The organism is Coprococcus sp. AF16-22 (assembly GCF_003461545.1).
Lineage (GTDB): Bacteria > Bacillota > Clostridia > Lachnospirales > Lachnospiraceae > Coprococcus > Coprococcus aceti.
This window is the reverse complement of record NZ_QTXH01000013.1, coordinates 1-17,235: the sequence shown is the minus strand read 5'-3', so window position 1 is coordinate 17,235 and position 17,235 is coordinate 1. Positions and strand designations below refer to the sequence as shown.

The window sequence follows — 17,235 nt, the reverse complement described above, 5'->3', positions numbered from 1 at the left end:
ATGAAACAGCACGTTGGTTAGTATGCCCTTTGCCTGTGCAGATACCATATAACGTGATAATAAAATAAAAAATCCGGCTAAGATGCCGGAAGAAAGAGGTACTTATGTCAGAAGTAAAAATGTTCAGCGAGCCTGTGCCAAACGTGCCATGGCAGGACAGACCGGCAAATGACAATCATGACGCTCCAATCTGGAGATATACAGAGAATCCTATAATAGGAAGAAATCCGGCAAAGGGTGTTGCAAGAATATTCAATAGTGCAGTAGTTCCATTTGATGGAAAGTTTGTTGGAGTATTCAGAGGTGAGCAGGTGAATGGAATTCCATACATCTACCTCGGAGAGAGCGAGGATGCTATCCACTGGAATATCAGCGAGGAGAAGATCAAGTTTGTTGATGAGAACGGTGAAGAGTTCATGCCTATATACGCATATGATCCAAGACTTGTAAAGGTAGAGGATACATATTATGCAATCTGGTGCCAGGATTTCTATGGTGCAGCGATAGGCATCGCAAAGTCAAAGGATCTCAAGACATTTGTGAGAATCGAGAACCCATTCCTTCCATTTAACAGAAATGCAGTTCTCTTCCCAAGAAAGATCAACGGTAATTTCGTGATGCTGTCACGCCCAAGTGACAGTGGACACACACCATTTGGTGATATATTCGTAAGTGAGAGTCCTGATATGGTTTACTGGGGTAAGCACAGACATGTCATGGGCAAGAGCAGCGAGTGGTGGGAGTCACTCAAGATTGGCGGCGGTGCAGCCCCTATTGAGACTTCTGAAGGATGGCTGTTATTCTACCATGGAGTAGCGGGAACATGTAACGGTTATGTATACTCAATCGGTGGAGCAATCCTTGATATCGACAACCCATCGATCGTTAAGTATCGGTGTGAGAACTTCCTTCTCACACCGGAAGAGTGGTACGAGGAGCGTGGATTTGTTCCTAATGTATGCTTCCCATGTGCTACTATTCACGACAGCGAGTCTGGAAAGATCGCCATTTACTACGGTGCAGCTGACAGCTATGTTGGCCTTGCGTTCACAAAGCTTGATGAGATCGTAGATTATATCAAGTCACACAGTGTGGTAACAACTTCTGATACCGAGATCGGTAGAAGATAGTTAGTTATAGATCGCTATGAGCCCCTACTCATACGCGGCAATTGTATTATTTTTTTCTCATTTCCCAAGGCGGTGCCCGCCGCCTTCGGGGCCCCTCTAAAAAGAAATGTAATGGCAGGTGATTGCCAAAACTTTTAGACTATGACAGCCTGGCAGTAAGCCGGGCTGAATTTGGTTCTGAGAGCTTTGGCAATCATATGACAGATTTTGGATCTAATAAGCCGGGAAAAGGACTCTGATGTATAGAAAAAGGCAACAGATGCAATAAAATAACAGTGGCATACATTATCATGGAAATGACGAGTGAAGAAGTCATAGTCAATGTAAAAATATGATTCCTTCAACGTCTTATATAGAACAGGCAATTGGGGAATGGTGTAATCAGTAACAGGTGTACATATTCGACATTGTCATGGTTCGGACATTTGAGCCCGCCGGTACTTAGATGGCGCGTTAGCGGCATCTTAGTATCCGCTGCAGGGCGAAACGAGCGGGAGCGTTCCGAGCCAGACAAGTCGGATGTGTACACCGTACGGATATGCACACAATTGCCGTACGTCAAAAGGAGGAAAATGACAATGAACAAGGAAATACTTTTTTTAAATCCCGTGTTTACGCACAATATCTGGGGCGGTACAAAGCTCAGAGAAGAATACGGATATGATGTTGAGGGCGATGATATAGGCGAGTGCTGGGGAGTTGCGGCACATGAGAATGGCAACTGTACAGTGAAAAATGGCGAGTTTGCAGGTCAGACGCTTGCCGACTTATGGGACAGCCACAGAGAGCTGTTTGGCGGCATAGACGGTGTCAGATTCCCACTGCTTATAAAGATAATCGATGCAAAAGATGATCTGAGTATTCAGGTGCATCCGGACGATGCATACGCAGCAGAACATGAGAATGGTTCATTTGGCAAGATGGAGTGCTGGTATATTCTTGACTGCAAGGAAGATTCAACACTTGTAATCGGTCATAATGCAAGGACAAAGGAAGAATTATGTGATATGATCGAAGGTAAGAAATGGAAGGAGTTTATCAGAGAGATCCCTGTTAAGAAGGGGGATTTCATTCAGATAGATCCTGGTACAGTACACGCGATCAAGGGTGGAATTACACTTCTTGAGACACAGCAGAACAGTGACATCACATACAGAGTTTATGATTATGACAGACTGAGCAATGGAAAGCCTAGAGATCTTCACGTAAAGCAGAGCATAGATGTTATAACAGTTCCTGCAAAGCCGGTTGAGGACAGCGTTATAAGTGTCAAGGCAGATAAGGCAAATGAACTCTGTGAGCTTATAAGCTGTAAGTATTACACAGTATACAAGCTGGATGTTGAGGGAAAGGCAGAGCTGAATGTGGGCGACAAGCCATTCCTTATCATGTCTGTAGTTGCGGGAAGTGGAACAGTGGATGGAAACGCTATAAAGAAGGGTGATCACTTTATCCTGCCAAACGGATACAGCAACCCAGTGTTTGAGGGCAATATGGAGATCGTAGCATCCACAGTCAGCAAGTAAGATCCTGCCTTTGGAAGAGAATGTCAAGGGGGATAGTTATGAAGAGAAAGACGATAGGTGTTCTGGTAGGTGGAATCACGGATGATTTTACGAGGCTGCTCTGTCATGGGGTTATAGAGAGAGCAAAGACGCTTGATGTCAATATAGTTGTTATTCCGGGTAAGTTTCTTGACCGGGAATACCCAGAAACGTCAGATATATATTATGAATATCAGTATCAGACACTGTTTTCCTATGCTACAAATGAGAATCTGGACGGCGTTATTGTTGCATCGAGTTGTATTGGCTGCTTTGCAACCAAGGAGCGTATCAGCGAATTTATGAAAAGATATCTGCAGATGCCGTGCGTGATAGTGGCTGCAGATGAGCCGGATCAGATTTGTGTCAGATATGACAATGGAGCAGGCATAAGAGAAGGACTCAATTACATGATCGAGGAACTTGGTTATACAAGAATAGGCATGATAGGCGGTCCGGACTCCAATTATGATGCAAAGGAGAGAAGGAGAACCTACATTGAGGTGCTTGAGGCTCATGGAATAGAGTTTGATCCGGGACTTTATGTGGAGGGCAATCTTACATCGGAATCAAAAGAGGTTTTCAGAGATATTCTGGACAGAAATCCGGATATGCAGGGAGTGTTCTGTGTGAATGATTCCTGTGCATCTGGTTTTTATGAAGAACTTAAGGCGAGGGATATTCTGCCGGGAAGAGATATATCAGTCATGGGTTACGATGATATTGAGTGGGCTACACAGATATATCCGACGCTCTCGACTGTGCGTGCAGACGCGGGAAAACTTGGCTCAGAGGCTGTAAATCTTATGGTCAGGCTCATTGATGGCAAGCAGGTTGAGAGTAAGATACTTCCTACTGAGTTTATCAGAAGAGATTCATTCTGTAAAAAAGGCGGATCAAGAAAACGTAGTAAGAATGTCATTGAGGGATATCTCTCAATGAACCATATGCTCTCAGAGCAGTGGGAAGAGCGGAATAAGACTCAGTTCAAGATGAAGACATTTATCCAGAAGGTCTTGAGCTTTGATAGAGGCAACGACAGAAGTTATGGAGAGATTCTTGGCACCATGGACTGGTTGGACATAGAGAATGCATTTATATTCTTATATAAAGAGCCAATAATACATCTGATCGGTGAGCCATTTGAACTGCCTGACCAGTTGTATCTCAAGACTAAGGATCTTAAAGAGAAGGTCAGCAGTGTGATCACTGTGAACCAGAAGGTGTCATCATCAAATCTTTATGATTTTGAGAGCCTCGGTGTGGAAGGAGCTGGAATATATGTACTCTTGCCGCTGTATTCCAACGAAATACTCTATGGAGTCCTTCTGTGTGATCTCACGGAAGGAGTTCTGGTGAATGGGGAGTTTCTTGGAAACCAGGTCTCAGCTGCTGTCAAGATGATCAATCTGCTCAAGACGAACGAGGAGATCATGAAGCGCCTTGAGGAGAGTATGGCGATCCTGCAAAAAAACAACATTATGCTTGACAATCTGTCAAAACAGGATCCCCTTACAGGAATCATGAACAGACGAGGTTTCTTTGACAGATCATTACAGCTGCTCAAGGAATGTGAGGAGCAGAAAAGGACGGCTACGGTATTCTACGCTGATATGAACAGTCTCAAGATCATCAATGACAGATATGGACATGATGAGGGTGATTTCTCTCTTAAAACCATAGGAGATATTCTGATCAAATCTGTAGGCGATAATGGAATCGTAGGCAGAATAGGCGGCGACGAGTATTGTTGTCTTGTACTCGGCCTTAAGGACTCTGACGCTGCAGATGCATTTGCTGAGGAAGTATACAGTTCATTTGAGAAGTTTAATGAGCACTGTGATAAGCCTTATAAAGTGAGTGTATCGCTTGGAAACTGTCAGATCGTAGAATATAACAAGAAAGGTCTTCAGAATGCCATGACTATGGCAGATGAGAAGCTGTATGAGGTGAAGAAGTACAGAAAGAAGGACGTTGTTAAGGTTAAGAATTGATAATTTATATAATAAATAAAAGGTATGATCAGGTTGCGTTGAGTGCAGCTTGATCATACCTTTTTTGTTTCTAGTTATTTTTCTGGTTGTTTTTAGCCTTCAGGGCGGCAATCTCGGCTTTTAAACTGGCGATCTCGGAGTCTTTTTCGGCAATCAATGCATCTGTTTTTTCGCGTTCAGCCGCTAATAGTCTTTCGTCTCTTTCTGCTAAAGCTCTACACAATGGTTGTTCTCCTCCCTTCGAGTCAACAGCAGTATAATAAAGATTTGCATCGCCGGATAAGATTCCGGCTAAAGCCAATGTTGAATTATCAACAATGGATGAGTCTATATCTGCTGTATATGAATATATAGAATGTAACACGAGTCTTAATTCATCAAGTGCTTTGTTATCAAATGATAAATCCTCATCGTGTCCTATGTCAATAACATGTAATGGGTAATCAGGTACGAATGGAGATATTTTATCATCCATATCCATCATCTCGTGCAGTGAGTTTGGGCCATCCCATGGATCTTCACCTGTGTAGAATACAGCAGTAACTATCGGTGTTACCTATTGCTGAAAGCTCAGAACTATATCCCAATGCATCGTATAACATTTTTCTAACTGGCATAGAATAATGAACTTTGGATTGATCTTCAATACCCAGTATAACAAGATAACCTAGCTTTGCCCTACGTATGTTATCTCTATACTTGTTTATTTTTTCTACTTTATATCTGCGTTTATCATTTTGAATTTTTATTGTTCCTGCATATGCAGAATCGTCACGTTCCAGTTCATCTGCCTTAATGATATGTTCGTTGCTGAAAAAGAATCCGTTGAACAGAGCAGCAAATGTTTCGTTATCTTTAAAGAAGTCCTTCAATGCTGAATCAGGACTTGGCATAGTGTGTGTCAAAGTTTCCCTCCTTATAAAAATTCCCGGCCGGTAGGCCTACTTTATGCCATGGAAGGAGGCGTGTCAATAGATTTTGGCAAAAGCGCTAACAAAGCGAATTTTGCCACTCAGAGTGGAAAAACGGGGGGTAAAAATATAGGGATTATACGTGGTGTATAGAAGTGGGAAATATTTCTCATAATACTTTCAGATGGATATGCGATGATTTGGAGGTATAGCTGAGATGAAGAAAAAAGAAGAAAGATTATTTGATGGCTGGAAGCTGGTGACGGATTCGGGGTGTGGCCTGCTCGTGCCGGAGGATGCAGATATAGATCATGAAGTGGTTCCGTTTACAATATCGGTGGATGATATGGATTACATGGATGGGGATGATATGGATACAGGGGATATGCTCGAACATATTGACAGAAGCTGCGAGGGCGGCAGAACGAGCTGCCCTTCGCCGCATGCGTGGCTTGAGGCGTGGGGGGATGCTGGCAATGTGCTTGCATTTACATTGTCGTCTGCGCTGTCCGGCAGCTACAACAGTGCCATAGCTGCAAGGCATATGGCGCTTGAGAAGAACCCGGACAGGAATATCGCGGTTATAAATACATGTGGTGCGGGAGTATTCCCTGAACATCTGTTGCATGCAATATGTGAAGGGATTGAGGATGGGGATTCATTCGATACAATAGTAAGCGTTGCTGACAAAGCAGTGAGGGAGACGCAGGTGATGTTTGCCTTGGGGAGTCTGGACAACCTGATAAAGGCGGGCAGATTAAATAAGCTTGTGGGTTATGCGGCTCATAGATTCAATATATCCGCAATAGGTGTGGCATCACCTGGTGGACGAATTGAACTCAGACACAAATTCAGAGGTATGAAGAAGACATATGATAAGCTGATAGATACTCTCCGGGAGACGGGATTTGCAGGGGGAGAGCTGGTCATAAGCCACTGTATGAATGAGGAGGGAGCAGAAAAGCTGGGGCATCTTATCAAGGCTGAATGGCTCGACACGGATGTGAGCGTCGTACCTGCAAGCGGGCTGTGCAGCTATTATATGGGAAAAGACGGGATGATAATAACATATCATGAGTAGACTGCTGCACGGATAAATTATATAAAATGCTTGAAATAGACAAAATAATGAAAAATAATGGAAGGCTGCCGCACCTTCTATTATTTTTTGTGTATTAACCTATTGACATAGTAGGTAAATGGGAATATCCTATTTTTGCGAGTCAGATATTGACTTATTACGCCAAAAAATGGCGGATGAGGGTGATGACTGGAATGACCGTGTATTTGCGGCTGGAATGTGATCACACTCATATGTAAGGAGGATTTACAGATATGGTGATTTCTTCAAAGGGAGAATATGCCCTGAGGGTCATGGCAGACCTTGCCATAAATCACGACGGCAGATTCATTCCGTTAAAAGAAATAGTTCAGAAAGAGGAACTGTCCCAGAAGTATCTGGAGAGTATAATGCGCATGCTGTCCAAGGCAAATCTGATAGAGGCAGCCAGCGGACATGGCGGAGGCTACAGACTCAAAAAGGCTCCTGAGGAATATACGCTTTGGGAGATACTTGAACTCACGGAAGGTGGACTTGCTCCGGTGGCATGCATGAAGAACAGCGCAATGACCTGTGACAGATCCGGACAGTGCTACACTTTGCCGATATGGCAGGGACTGGCGGAGTTGATACAGGATTATTTCCAGGGTAAGACATTGGCGGATATAGCCAGAAATGTGGAATGAGCAGAGTGATTTGATACAAGCAAAAAGATAATTAAAGCGGGACAATTGAATCGCCGGATATAGAAGTGATAAAGCAATTGTCGGGCTTGGTATAAAAGGAGGCAGACTGATGTCAGATAAAAAATTATTGGAAGTTAAGAATTTACATGTTGATGTTGAGGATAAACAGATCCTTCACGGTGTGAACCTGGAGATCGGCAAGGGTGAGACACATGTACTTATGGGACCTAATGGAACCGGAAAGTCAACCCTTGGATATGCACTTATGGGCAATCCTAGATATACAGTCAGAGAGGGCGAGATATGGTTTGATGGTAAGAACATCACAGAAGAGGCTGTCAATGAGCGTGCAAAGGCAGGAATATTCCTCTCATTCCAGAATCCTCTAGAGGTGCCTGGTGTGACACTCAGCTCATTTATAAGAAATGCCCTTGAGCAGAAGACCGGCAAGAGAATCCGTCTCTGGGATTTCAAGAAGGAGCTTGAGAGAACCATGGAGATCCTTCAGATGGATCCTTCATATGCGGAGAGAGACCTGAATGTGGGATTTTCAGGTGGTGAGAAGAAGAAGGCAGAGATACTTCAGCTTCTGATGCTCAAGCCATCACTGGCAATCCTTGACGAGACAGATTCAGGACTTGACGTTGATGCAGTCCGTACAGTATCAGCAGGTATCGAGGAATACCAGAAGAACTGCAAGGGAAGTCTGCTGATCATTACACACAGCACCAAGATCCTTGAGTCGCTCACCGTTGACTACACACATGTCATGGTTGAGGGTAAGATCATAGAGACTGGTGACGCATCACTTGTGGACAAAATCAACGAGTCTGGATTTGCAGAGTATGAAAGGATATAGAAGATGAAGGAAAAGACATATGTAGAGGACATAGACAGAAATATATATGACTTCAAGTATGACGACAAAGATGCCTATAAGCTTAAAGCTGGTCTCACACCTGAGATAGTTGAGCAGCTTTCAAAGGAGAAACATGATCCGGCATGGATGCAGAATTTCAGACTTGAGTCTTTACAGATATACAACAATATGCAGGTGCCTGACTGGGGGCCATCCATCGAGGGTCTGGATATTGACAATATAGTTACTTACGTAAGACCAAATACCAAGATGAAGGGCAGCTGGGATGAAGTTCCTGAGGATATCAAGGATACATTTGAGAGACTTGGAATCCCTCAGGCTGAGAGAAAATCCCTTGCGGGAGTTGGTGCACAGTACGACTCAGAGCTCGTATATCACAATGTCCGTCAGGAGGTTGCGGACATGGGCGTTGTGTACACTGATATGGAGAGTGCACTCACAGGTGAGTATGCAGACATGGTGCAGAAGCATTTCATGAAGCTTGTCACCCCTCATGATCACAAATTTGCAGCACTTCACGGAGCTGTGTGGTCAGGCGGTTCATTTGTATATGTGCCACCTGGAGTAAAGGTTGAGATCCCACTTCAGTCATACTTCAGACTTAATGCAGCGGGCGCGGGTCAGTTTGAGCACACACTCATCATAGTAGATGAGGGAGCAGACCTCCACTTTATAGAGGGCTGTTCAGCACCGAAGTACAATGTGGCGAACCTTCACGCAGGCTGTGTGGAGTTGTTTGTCGGCAAGAACGCAAAGCTCAGATATTCAACCATAGAGAACTGGTCCAAGAACATGTACAACCTGAACACCAAGAGAGCTCGAGTTGAAGAGGGTGGAACCATCGAGTGGGTATCGGGTTCATTTGGATCACATGTGTCATACCTTTACCCGATGAGCGTGCTCAAGGGCAAGGGCGCCAGGATGGAGTTCACCGGAGTTACATTTGCCGGTAAGGGACAGAACCTTGACACAGGAGCGAAGGTAGTTCATGCGGCACCTGACACAAGCTCATATATCAACACAAAGTCTATCTCCAAGGACGGGGGTATAAGCACATTCCGTTCATCAGTTGTAGTGACAAAGGAGGCTGAGGACTCCAAGGCAGCAGTTTCCTGCCAGTCACTTATGCTTGATTCGCTATCACGTTCGGACACCATACCGGCCATGGATATTAGAACCAAGAAGGTAAATGTGGGACATGAGGCACAGATAGGAAGCATCAGTGACGAGGCTGTGTTCTACCTGATGTCCAGAGGAATGAGTGAAGAAGACGCGAGAGCATGTATCGTCAGTGGATTTGCAGACAATGTATCGAAGGAGCTGCCGCTTGAGTATGCTCTTGAGATGAACAACCTCATCCGTCTTGAGATGAAGGGCAGCATAGGTTAAGGAGGTGCGGTGACATGGAGAACAATAACGAGATGAAGATCAACAAGCTCCCGGCAAAGACATGGTACTGGCTTCGCATGAACGACACAGCACTTAACTGGAATCCGGACATGGCGGGATGCAGTGTGAAGATAGATGGCGGCAAGGAAGCTGATAAGCAGGCTTCTGATTTCGATGGAATAGAGACTGGTGCAGGAAGAGATGCGGACGTACTCTTCGCACAGCAGGCAGCAGGAAGTGTACTCGTTGCGGACGAGACCAATAAAGGTCAGACAGTGCACGTGCTGATAAATGGAACCAGGGCAAATGGCAGCAGCGGTTATGCTTACGTGCAGGCAGATGCAGGCTCAGACATGACAGTCATAGAGACATTTGGCGAGAATGCGGAGGGCGGCAGTCTGGCATTCCGTACGCGTTTTAATATAGAGAAGGACGCACACATACGTCTTGTACAGATATTTATGCAGGATGAGAACACGACCATACTCAACGACGTGGGAAGTGAGTGTGCGGAGAATGGGCAGCTAGATGTGCTTCAGATATTTATCGGCAAGGGCAATCTGTACAACGGCGTGAGAACTGAGCTCATTGGTAAGCGTGCTTCAACCAACATGGATATAGGTTACCTTGGCCAGAAGAAGCAGGTCATAGATATCAACCTTGTGGTTAACCATATAGGCAAGAAGACCAACTGCAACATACAGGTGGATGGAACACTTAAGGATGCTGCGGAGAAGATATTCAGAGGTTCGATAGATTTCAAGACAGGTTCATCGGATTCGAAGGGCGCTGAGACTGAGAATGTACTGCTGCTCGGCGATGATGTGGTGAACAAGACTATACCGCTTATCCTCTGTGCAGAGGAAAATGTGGAGGGATCACATGGAGCGACCATCGGTGAGCTTGACGAGGATACTTTATTCTACTTCGCGTCAAGGGGAATCGATATGGAGACAGCCGAGGACATGATGACCAAGGGCAAGATGGAGGTCCTCTACCGCAAGATCCAGGACGAGAACACAGAGAAGCTGGTGGAGAAGCAGCTTGCGGAGGTAATGGAATATGACAGACAGGAATTATAGAGAGGATTTTCCTCTGTTGAGAAACAATGACACAGCTTATATAGACAATGCGGCCACAGCGCAGAAGCCACAGGTGGTCATAGACGCTGAGAGAGAGTTCTATGAGAAGAGCAATGCGAATCCACTCAGAGGATTCTATCCGCTCAGCCTTGAGGCGACAGAGAAGTATGAGAGTGCCAGAAAGGTAGTCAGGGACTTCATTCACGCTGACTCTGAGAAGGAGATAATCTTCACCAGGAATACCACAGAGAGCCTTAACCTTGTGGCATACAGCTACGCGCTGAATAACCTTAAGGCTGGTGACGAGATAGCAGTTACGATCATGGAGCACCACAGCAACATGCTTCCATGGCAGATGGCGGCCAGAGTCACAGGTGCAACTCTCAGATATCTCGACTGCGAGAAGGATGGAACGCTGACTGACGAGACCATCAATGCGGGAATCAACGAGCACACAAAGCTGCTTGCTGTCGGACATGTGTCAAATGTCCTCGGATGTGTGAATCCGGTCAGAAAGATGGCTGACAGGGCGCACAGCTTTGGCGCGGTTGTCGTTGTCGATGGCGCACAGAGTACACCGCATATGGCTATAGATGTGCATGAGCTTGGCGCTGATTTCTTTGCATTTTCAGGCCACAAGCTGATGGGACCTATGGGAATAGGAGTGTTATACGGAAGACAGGAACTGCTTGACGCGATGCCTCCATTTATGTCAGGTGGAGAGATGATAGATTCGGTTTCAAGAGATGGTGCGGTATATGCGGAATTGCCTCACAAGTTTGAGGCTGGTACAGTCAATGCGGCAGGAGCTGCGGGACTTGCGGCTGCTATAGGCTACATCAAAGAGGTTGGATTTGACTATATAGAAAAGAGAGAGCTGGAGCTCACGACCCGTGCCATGGAGGGACTTGCAAAGCTTCCTCATGTGCATGTCATCGGTTCAGATAAGCCGGAGAACCACACCGGAATAGTGGCGTTCACCATAGACAATGTACATCCGCATGATGTCAGCGAGATCATGGCTGCGGATGGAATAGATGTGAGGGCTGGACATCACTGCGCACAGCCACTGCTTGTACACCTTGGCGTGTACAACACGACAAGGGCAAGTTTTATGTTCTACAATACAGATGAAGAGGTAGATGCATTTGTGGAGAGTGTCGCAAATGTGAGAAGGAGAATGGGATATGCAGAATAATATTCAAAACAGGAATTTTTATAATGAGATCCTTACAGAGCACAATATGAGACCTGAATTCAAATATGATCTTCCTGCAGCAAATGTTGTGCTGGAGGGTGTAAATCCCAACTGTGGTGATGACATCTGGCTTAAACTGAAGGTTGAGAACGGAGTCATCGAGGATGGATCATTCGTGGGAGACGGATGTGCTATATCCCAGGCGTCGGCAGATATAATGCTTGGAATGATCATAGGAAAGACCAAGGAGGAGGCCTTGAAGCTTGGGCAGCTCTTTCTGAAGATGATACAGGGAGAGGCGACAGATGAGGAGATAGACCAGCTTGAGGAGGCGTCTGCGCTTAAGGATATAGCGCATATGCCGGCCAGAGTAAAGTGTGCGGTCCTCGGATGGCACACCCTTGAGGAAGCGTTGAAGAATATATCATAAGGGTGGATTCCTTATGATATATTCTTTATCTGCATCTTAACTATAGGCATGATATACTTCACTTGAATGTGTGAAAGCGGGCGCCGCTGGTAAGATCTATGTCGTTTGTGACATGAGGTGTACTGGTGGCGCTTTCTTTAAAATAATCCAAAGGGATTGATACATATGAAAAAAATAAATATACAAAAAAGCATAAATAATACGGAGTGTAAATGTAAGGATGTTATAAAAAATGTGCTGTTGATGCTGGTTGTGATAGCCATAGGGGTTGGACTGTGTCTGATAATAAAGACAACATTTACTACAGACATATTGATACCGGCCGTTATGGTGTTTTCGGTATTTTTGATATCGGTGTTTACTGACGGGTATGTATATGGAATACTGGCATCTATAGTCAGTGTGATAATAGTGAATTTTGCATTTACATTTCCGTATTTCAAGATAGATTTCCTTATACCTGAAAATATCACATCGGCGATAATCATGATAGCCATAGCGTTTATCACCTGTGGATTTACAAGCAAGATAAAGTATCAGGAAATGCTCAAGAAAGAGAGTGAGATGGAGAAAATGAGAGCGAACCTGCTCAGGGCGGTATCCCACGATTTCAGGACTCCGCTCACAACTATATATGGTGCGAGCTCGGCCCTCATAGAGAACGGAAGGGAGTTCACGGATGAACAGAGGGAGAAGATGCTCAGGGGAATACAACAGGACTCCCAGTGGCTTTACCGTATGGTTGAGAATCTGTTGTCCATCACCAGACTGGATGGTGATATCAAACTTATAAAGACGCCCATAGCACTGGATGAACTTATAGATTCTGTGCTCATCAAATTTGCAAAGAGATATCCTGATCAGGAGGTGGAAGTCAATCTGCCCGATGAGCTGGTCATCATACCGATGGATGCCATTCTCATAGAACAGGTTATCATAAATATCCTCGAGAATGCAGTACAGCATGCGAAGGGAATGAAGAATCTGGCATTGAATGTGAAATGCGATGGCGACAGGGTTGTGTTTGAGATCCAGGATGATGGCGATGGAATACCGGAGGATAGGTTGAAACACCTGTTTGATGGCAGTCTTTTAGGAGACAGCTCCAATGAGGTGTCCGCGGACTGCAGGCAGAGAAAGAATGCCGGAATAGGTCTGTCGGTATGTGCGACCATCATAAAAGCACATGGCGGAGATATAAGCGCATACAATTCCGTGGAAGGCGGTGCAGTATTCAGATTTACATTGAAGATAGAGGAGGTTACGGATGAGCAATAACAAATATAAAGTCCTGATAATAGAAGATGAGCAGAATATCAATAATCTGCTGGATACTTTAATGCAGGCAAATGGCTATCAGACGATCATAGCCACATCCTGCGGAAGCGGTCTTATGATGTATGCGTCCCACAGACCTGACATAGTGATACTTGATCTGGGACTTCCAGATAAGGATGGAATAGCATTTCTCACGGAGATAAGAAAGACGGATTTCACGCCGGTCATAGTGCTCTCGGCGAGATCTGATGAGAAGGATAAGGTGGAGGCGCTCAACCTGGGGGCAAATGATTATGTGACCAAGCCGTTTGGCTCTGAGGAGCTGGTTGCCAGGGTCAGATCTGCGCTCCGCACAGTGCTTTACCAAGCGCATGACAGTGAACTGCCGACAGGGAAATTCCAGACTGGGGATTTGCTCATAGACTACGAAGCCAGACGAGTGTTCATAGGGGATGAGGAGATCAAGCTGACTCAGACTGAGTACAACATAGTCGATCTTCTGTCCAGACATCCGGGCAAGATGCTTACATACAGTTTCATCGTAAAAGAGGTATGGGGCTACAATGACATGGGAAGCACCAAGAGACTTCAGGTAAATATGGCGAATATAAGAAAGAAGTTCGGAGTGAAGCCGGGCAAGAAGAGTTTTATCATCAATGAGCTGGGCGTGGGATACAGGATGTGTGATGACAGCGAAAAACTCATTGATAGTATTTGATTGTAGATTAATAAAATAAAGTCCGCTATACTGATTTTATGAAGTATAGCGGATTTTTTATTAAATCAGGAGGAGTGTTATGAAAGGGTACAGAAAAATCATGAAGGCTGTGGCGGTCATTCTTGCATTTGCACTGATATTTTCAGGTATGAATGTTCCGGGAACTGCGCTGGCAGCTACAACGGCGGCTACGGCAAAAAACACGGTTGTAAAGAGCATCACTGTGAGCAATCTGCCAGCCGGCACACTTACGCTCAAGGCGGGAAAGTCATTTGCTCTTAAGACAAATGTGGCGGCGAAAGAGCTGAAATTCGTAACCAGCAACAGAAGGATAGCAACCGTGACAACTGCGGGAGTGATCAAAGCAGGAAATGTAAAAAATGGGACAGCTAAGATTACAATGTCGCTGAAGGCTGATCCTAAGGTAAAGAAGGTTATTACGGTAACTGCAGGACAGCCTGTCACGAGTGTAAAGCTTACTAAAAGCAAGCTGACGCTGGTAAAAGGAAAAAGTGCTGTGGTAAAGGCTTCTGTTGGAACAAGCAAGGCAAGCAATAAGAAGGTCGTATGGAAGAGCAGCAATATAAAGGTTGCTAAGGTTAATTCCAGAGGACGGATAACAGCAGCCGGAGGCGGTTCAGCAGTCATCACAGCAGTAGCTGCAGATGGTTCCGGCAAGAAGGCAAGTTGTAAGGTATCAGTCAAGGCGTATGTAACTTCTATAAAGTTCAAAAAGGGCAGCGGTAAGATGTATGTGGGAAAAACAGAACAGTTAAACCCAGTCATTGCACCGGCAGATGCAACAAACAAGAAGTGTACCTGGAAGTCTTCGAATGATAAGGTCGCTATGGTAAGTTCATCCGGACTCGTTGTGGCTGTTGGCGCTGGAACCACAGTGATTACAGCAACAACTACAGACGGAACAAAAAAGACAGTAAAATATAAGCTGACAGTTCTAAATGCTGTGAAGATTGCTTCGGCGCAGGTGGATAACAGGCAGACAATAAATGTTACATTGTCATCTGCACAGAAGCTGACAGCATCAAATTTTGCTGTTAAAGTAAAGACCACATTAAATGGCGGCATATACAACAAGAGCATTCCGATTGAAAGTGTGTCTACAGGAGACAATAAAAAATACACGATCAGGTTTAACAAGGAGAACAGGCTTTCATCTTCGGACAGAATATGTGTGTACGTAAGTGGACTTACAGGAACAGGAACCGGTAAGGTGGAGACATATTATTCTGACGGAAAGTATAATAAGACATATTATGAAGCCAGAGCAATTGAGCAGAATGCGAATGTGAATACAGACGTTAATTTATCTGGCAGTGGCTACCTCAAGGTTTCTGTAAAGGACGTTCCGGCTGGAATGAGGTATACAATAGGTGGAATGCGTTCCAACTGTATTACTTTCACAGGGAAAATAACCAAGTCTGGCACATCAGTCACGACAATTACAGCAGTTGATGAGTATGGTAATACAATGACAACTATCGTAACATGGTGTGTATACAACAGCTCCGTGATATCAGCTTATTACAGCCCAAGGTATTATCGCACTCGTGGTGAAAGTGGAGCGGCTGTGCATGTAGCTGCTGATATAAATTCTGTAGCTGGTGGCTCAGGAAATTATATCTATGATATAGTTGGCAATACTTATGGTCTTGATATTTATAGTAATGGTAAATTGGAGGGTTACATCAATAAGGCTGGTACTTATAATATAAAAGTCAGGATAACGGATTCCGATAATGCCGGAGTCAGCACAACTGTAGACTGTGTGATAAATGTTGCACAGGGAATTACAGTATCGGGATATATCAGGGATGTGGCAGGAGAAGTATTGTCAAATGCATATATTATATTTACGAATAGGGACAAATCCACAGAGTATACATATTACTGTTATTCTGATGTAAAAAGAGATGGATCGTATTCTGTAGATATTGTTCCTGGGACATATGATATAGCTATATATTCGGGTTCGGACACAACATACATATATTCACAGCGGTTTACCGGAAACATTTCGGGAAGAAATTATTCGTCGGATGTAAAAAAGATATCCGTTAGATCAAAGGATAACGGATATAATATAGAGAATATCGGCACATGGTATGACGAGGATGGCAACAGCGTTGGAGCTGGTGCATACGTTTATCTGGCGCCTGGTACTTACAGACTTACAGGTCGCGGGGTTGCTTTAGCCGGAACTATAACCGCAACGATAAACAGCAAGACTTCATATGTTGTAGCAGATATTAAGACAGACTATGAGGAGATTGGTGATAGAACCTCTATAAATGCATCAGTGGGAACATACTATAGATTTGTTCCAAAGATGACGGCAGCATACTATATCTATTCAAGCTCTGGATCGAGTAATAATCCATATGGACATCTTTATGATGCAGATGGAGAAGTGCTTACAATTAATGATGATGACAAGCAGGAGCATATCAGCACAGGAAATGACCACGATTTCTATATGTCATATAACTGTGAAGCAGGAAAAGTCTACTATATTAATGTTACACGAAACAGCAGTATGGTATATATAACCACAGAGTATCCTGGAAATTAAGAGGATACCCGTACGTCTTTTTATGTGGGTATGAATAATGCTCAATAGCATGTGCGAGATTGACAAGCATAGTATATAATTTATACCATATGATATGGTGTATTAAAAAGGGAAGGTTATGTTTTAAGGAAAAAGGAGGAACTTTATGAAAAGAAGTAACAGGTTTATGGCGGTCGTTGCGGTGATCCTTGCATTTGCATTGACATTTACAGGTGTCAGCATTCCGGCAAATGCGGCGGCCACATCAACCGTCAAGAGTATCGCGGTGAAGAATCTTCCAAGTAATACTCTTACACTCAAGGCGGGGAAAACATTTACACTGAAGACAAATACGACTTCAGGCAA

At 44.4% G+C, this 17,235-nt stretch carries 16 protein-coding genes; 14 read left to right on the top strand and 2 right to left on the bottom strand.

Features of this window, described 5'->3' with window-relative positions; all coding sequences use genetic code 11:
• Nucleotides 1–104 precede the first annotated feature (104 nt).
• The 3 genes from DWW60_RS11875 to DWW60_RS11865 all read left to right on the top strand — a co-directional run bounded on the left by DWW60_RS11875 (nucleotide 105) and on the right by DWW60_RS11865 (nucleotide 4,668).
• Nucleotides 105–1,130 carry a glycoside hydrolase family 130 protein gene (locus tag DWW60_RS11875; protein WP_022216164.1) on the top strand — a complete coding sequence of 342 codons (1,026 nt, stop codon included), beginning with the start codon at nucleotides 105–107 and terminating at the stop codon, nucleotides 1,128–1,130.
• Between the two features lie 578 nt (nucleotides 1,131–1,708).
• On the top strand, nucleotides 1,709–2,656 hold the full coding sequence (locus DWW60_RS11870; RefSeq protein WP_022216165.1) for a type I phosphomannose isomerase catalytic subunit: 948 nt from the start codon (nucleotides 1,709–1,711) through the stop codon (nucleotides 2,654–2,656).
• 38 nt (nucleotides 2,657–2,694) lie between these two features.
• A complete protein-coding gene (locus tag DWW60_RS11865; protein ID WP_243002956.1) occupies nucleotides 2,695–4,668 on the top strand; it encodes a GGDEF domain-containing protein in 1,974 nt (657 codons plus the stop codon).
• A 70-nt stretch (nucleotides 4,669–4,738) separates the two neighbouring features.
• Here the strand turns inward: DWW60_RS11865 and DWW60_RS11860 are convergent, their stop codons facing one another.
• Nucleotides 4,739–5,143 (bottom strand): hypothetical protein, encoded by a 405-nt coding sequence (locus tag DWW60_RS11860; protein WP_158565911.1) that lies wholly within the window; start codon nucleotides 5,141–5,143, stop codon nucleotides 4,739–4,741.
• Nucleotides 5,144–5,186: 43 nt separating this feature from the next.
• The gene (locus DWW60_RS11855; RefSeq protein ID WP_147341860.1) at nucleotides 5,187–5,573 is read right to left on the bottom strand and encodes a hypothetical protein; all 387 of its coding nucleotides are present in this window, start codon (nucleotides 5,571–5,573) and stop codon (nucleotides 5,187–5,189) included.
• 223 nt (nucleotides 5,574–5,796) lie between these two features.
• On the opposite strand from DWW60_RS11855, the gene DWW60_RS11850 reads away from it, so the two are divergent.
• The 11 genes from DWW60_RS11850 to DWW60_RS11800 form a co-directional block, all read left to right on the top strand.
• Nucleotides 5,797–6,660, top strand: a complete 864-nt coding sequence (locus tag DWW60_RS11850; RefSeq protein ID WP_117875439.1) for a DegV family protein — start codon at nucleotides 5,797–5,799, stop codon at nucleotides 6,658–6,660.
• A gap of 254 nt (nucleotides 6,661–6,914) precedes the next feature.
• Complete coding sequence (locus DWW60_RS11845) at nucleotides 6,915–7,325, top strand: RrF2 family transcriptional regulator (RefSeq protein WP_015534709.1); 411 nt, start codon at nucleotides 6,915–6,917, stop codon at nucleotides 7,323–7,325.
• Between the two features lie 109 nt (nucleotides 7,326–7,434).
• Complete coding sequence (gene sufC, locus DWW60_RS11840; RefSeq protein ID WP_004851768.1) at nucleotides 7,435–8,184, top strand: Fe-S cluster assembly ATPase SufC; 750 nt, start codon at nucleotides 7,435–7,437, stop codon at nucleotides 8,182–8,184.
• 3 nt (nucleotides 8,185–8,187) lie between these two features.
• Complete coding sequence (gene sufB / locus DWW60_RS11835; RefSeq protein WP_117875438.1) at nucleotides 8,188–9,594, top strand: Fe-S cluster assembly protein SufB; 1,407 nt, start codon at nucleotides 8,188–8,190, stop codon at nucleotides 9,592–9,594.
• 14 nt (nucleotides 9,595–9,608) lie between these two features.
• Nucleotides 9,609–10,676 (top strand): SufB/SufD family protein, encoded by a 1,068-nt coding sequence (locus tag DWW60_RS11830; RefSeq protein ID WP_117875437.1) that lies wholly within the window; start codon nucleotides 9,609–9,611, stop codon nucleotides 10,674–10,676.
• A complete protein-coding gene (locus DWW60_RS11825; RefSeq protein WP_117550342.1) occupies nucleotides 10,657–11,874 on the top strand; it encodes an aminotransferase class V-fold PLP-dependent enzyme in 1,218 nt (405 codons plus the stop codon). Before DWW60_RS11830 ends, DWW60_RS11825 begins: the two co-directional genes overlap by 20 nt.
• Complete coding sequence (sufU, locus tag DWW60_RS11820) at nucleotides 11,864–12,304, top strand: Fe-S cluster assembly sulfur transfer protein SufU (RefSeq protein ID WP_004851759.1); 441 nt, start codon at nucleotides 11,864–11,866, stop codon at nucleotides 12,302–12,304. Before DWW60_RS11825 ends, sufU begins: the two co-directional genes overlap by 11 nt.
• Nucleotides 12,305–12,469: 165 nt before the next feature.
• The gene (locus DWW60_RS11815; RefSeq protein WP_330416307.1) at nucleotides 12,470–13,582 is read left to right on the top strand and encodes a sensor histidine kinase; all 1,113 of its coding nucleotides are present in this window, start codon (nucleotides 12,470–12,472) and stop codon (nucleotides 13,580–13,582) included.
• Nucleotides 13,572–14,300, top strand: a complete 729-nt coding sequence (locus DWW60_RS11810; RefSeq protein WP_117550346.1) for a response regulator transcription factor — start codon at nucleotides 13,572–13,574, stop codon at nucleotides 14,298–14,300. The genes DWW60_RS11815 and DWW60_RS11810 overlap by 11 nt, the downstream gene beginning before the upstream one ends.
• A 79-nt stretch (nucleotides 14,301–14,379) precedes the next feature.
• Complete coding sequence (locus DWW60_RS11805) at nucleotides 14,380–16,890, top strand: Ig-like domain-containing protein (protein ID WP_117875436.1); 2,511 nt, start codon at nucleotides 14,380–14,382, stop codon at nucleotides 16,888–16,890.
• Nucleotides 16,891–17,035: 145 nt separating this feature from the next.
• On the top strand, nucleotides 17,036–17,235 hold a 200-nt coding region (locus tag DWW60_RS11800), incomplete at its 3' end, for a hypothetical protein (RefSeq protein WP_147341859.1).

Coding starts and splice junctions, on each gene's coding strand:
- DWW60_RS11875 (WP_022216164.1), top strand. CDS start 105: ATGTCAGAAGTAAAAATGTTCAGCGAGCCTGTGCCAAACGTGCCATGG.
- DWW60_RS11870 (WP_022216165.1), top strand. CDS start 1,709: ATGAACAAGGAAATACTTTTTTTAAATCCCGTGTTTACGCACAATATC.
- DWW60_RS11865 (WP_243002956.1), top strand. CDS start 2,695: ATGAAGAGAAAGACGATAGGTGTTCTGGTAGGTGGAATCACGGATGAT.
- DWW60_RS11860 (WP_158565911.1), bottom strand. CDS start 5,143: ATGGATGATAAAATATCTCCATTCGTACCTGATTACCCATTACATGTT.
- DWW60_RS11850 (WP_117875439.1), top strand. CDS start 5,797: ATGAAGAAAAAAGAAGAAAGATTATTTGATGGCTGGAAGCTGGTGACG.
- DWW60_RS11845 (WP_015534709.1), top strand. CDS start 6,915: ATGGTGATTTCTTCAAAGGGAGAATATGCCCTGAGGGTCATGGCAGAC.
- sufC (WP_004851768.1), top strand. CDS start 7,435: ATGTCAGATAAAAAATTATTGGAAGTTAAGAATTTACATGTTGATGTT.
- sufB (WP_117875438.1), top strand. CDS start 8,188: ATGAAGGAAAAGACATATGTAGAGGACATAGACAGAAATATATATGAC.
- DWW60_RS11830 (WP_117875437.1), top strand. CDS start 9,609: ATGGAGAACAATAACGAGATGAAGATCAACAAGCTCCCGGCAAAGACA.
- DWW60_RS11825 (WP_117550342.1), top strand. CDS start 10,657: ATGACAGACAGGAATTATAGAGAGGATTTTCCTCTGTTGAGAAACAAT.
- sufU (WP_004851759.1), top strand. CDS start 11,864: ATGCAGAATAATATTCAAAACAGGAATTTTTATAATGAGATCCTTACA.
- DWW60_RS11815 (WP_330416307.1), top strand. CDS start 12,470: ATGAAAAAAATAAATATACAAAAAAGCATAAATAATACGGAGTGTAAA.
- DWW60_RS11810 (WP_117550346.1), top strand. CDS start 13,572: ATGAGCAATAACAAATATAAAGTCCTGATAATAGAAGATGAGCAGAAT.
- DWW60_RS11805 (WP_117875436.1), top strand. CDS start 14,380: ATGAAAGGGTACAGAAAAATCATGAAGGCTGTGGCGGTCATTCTTGCA.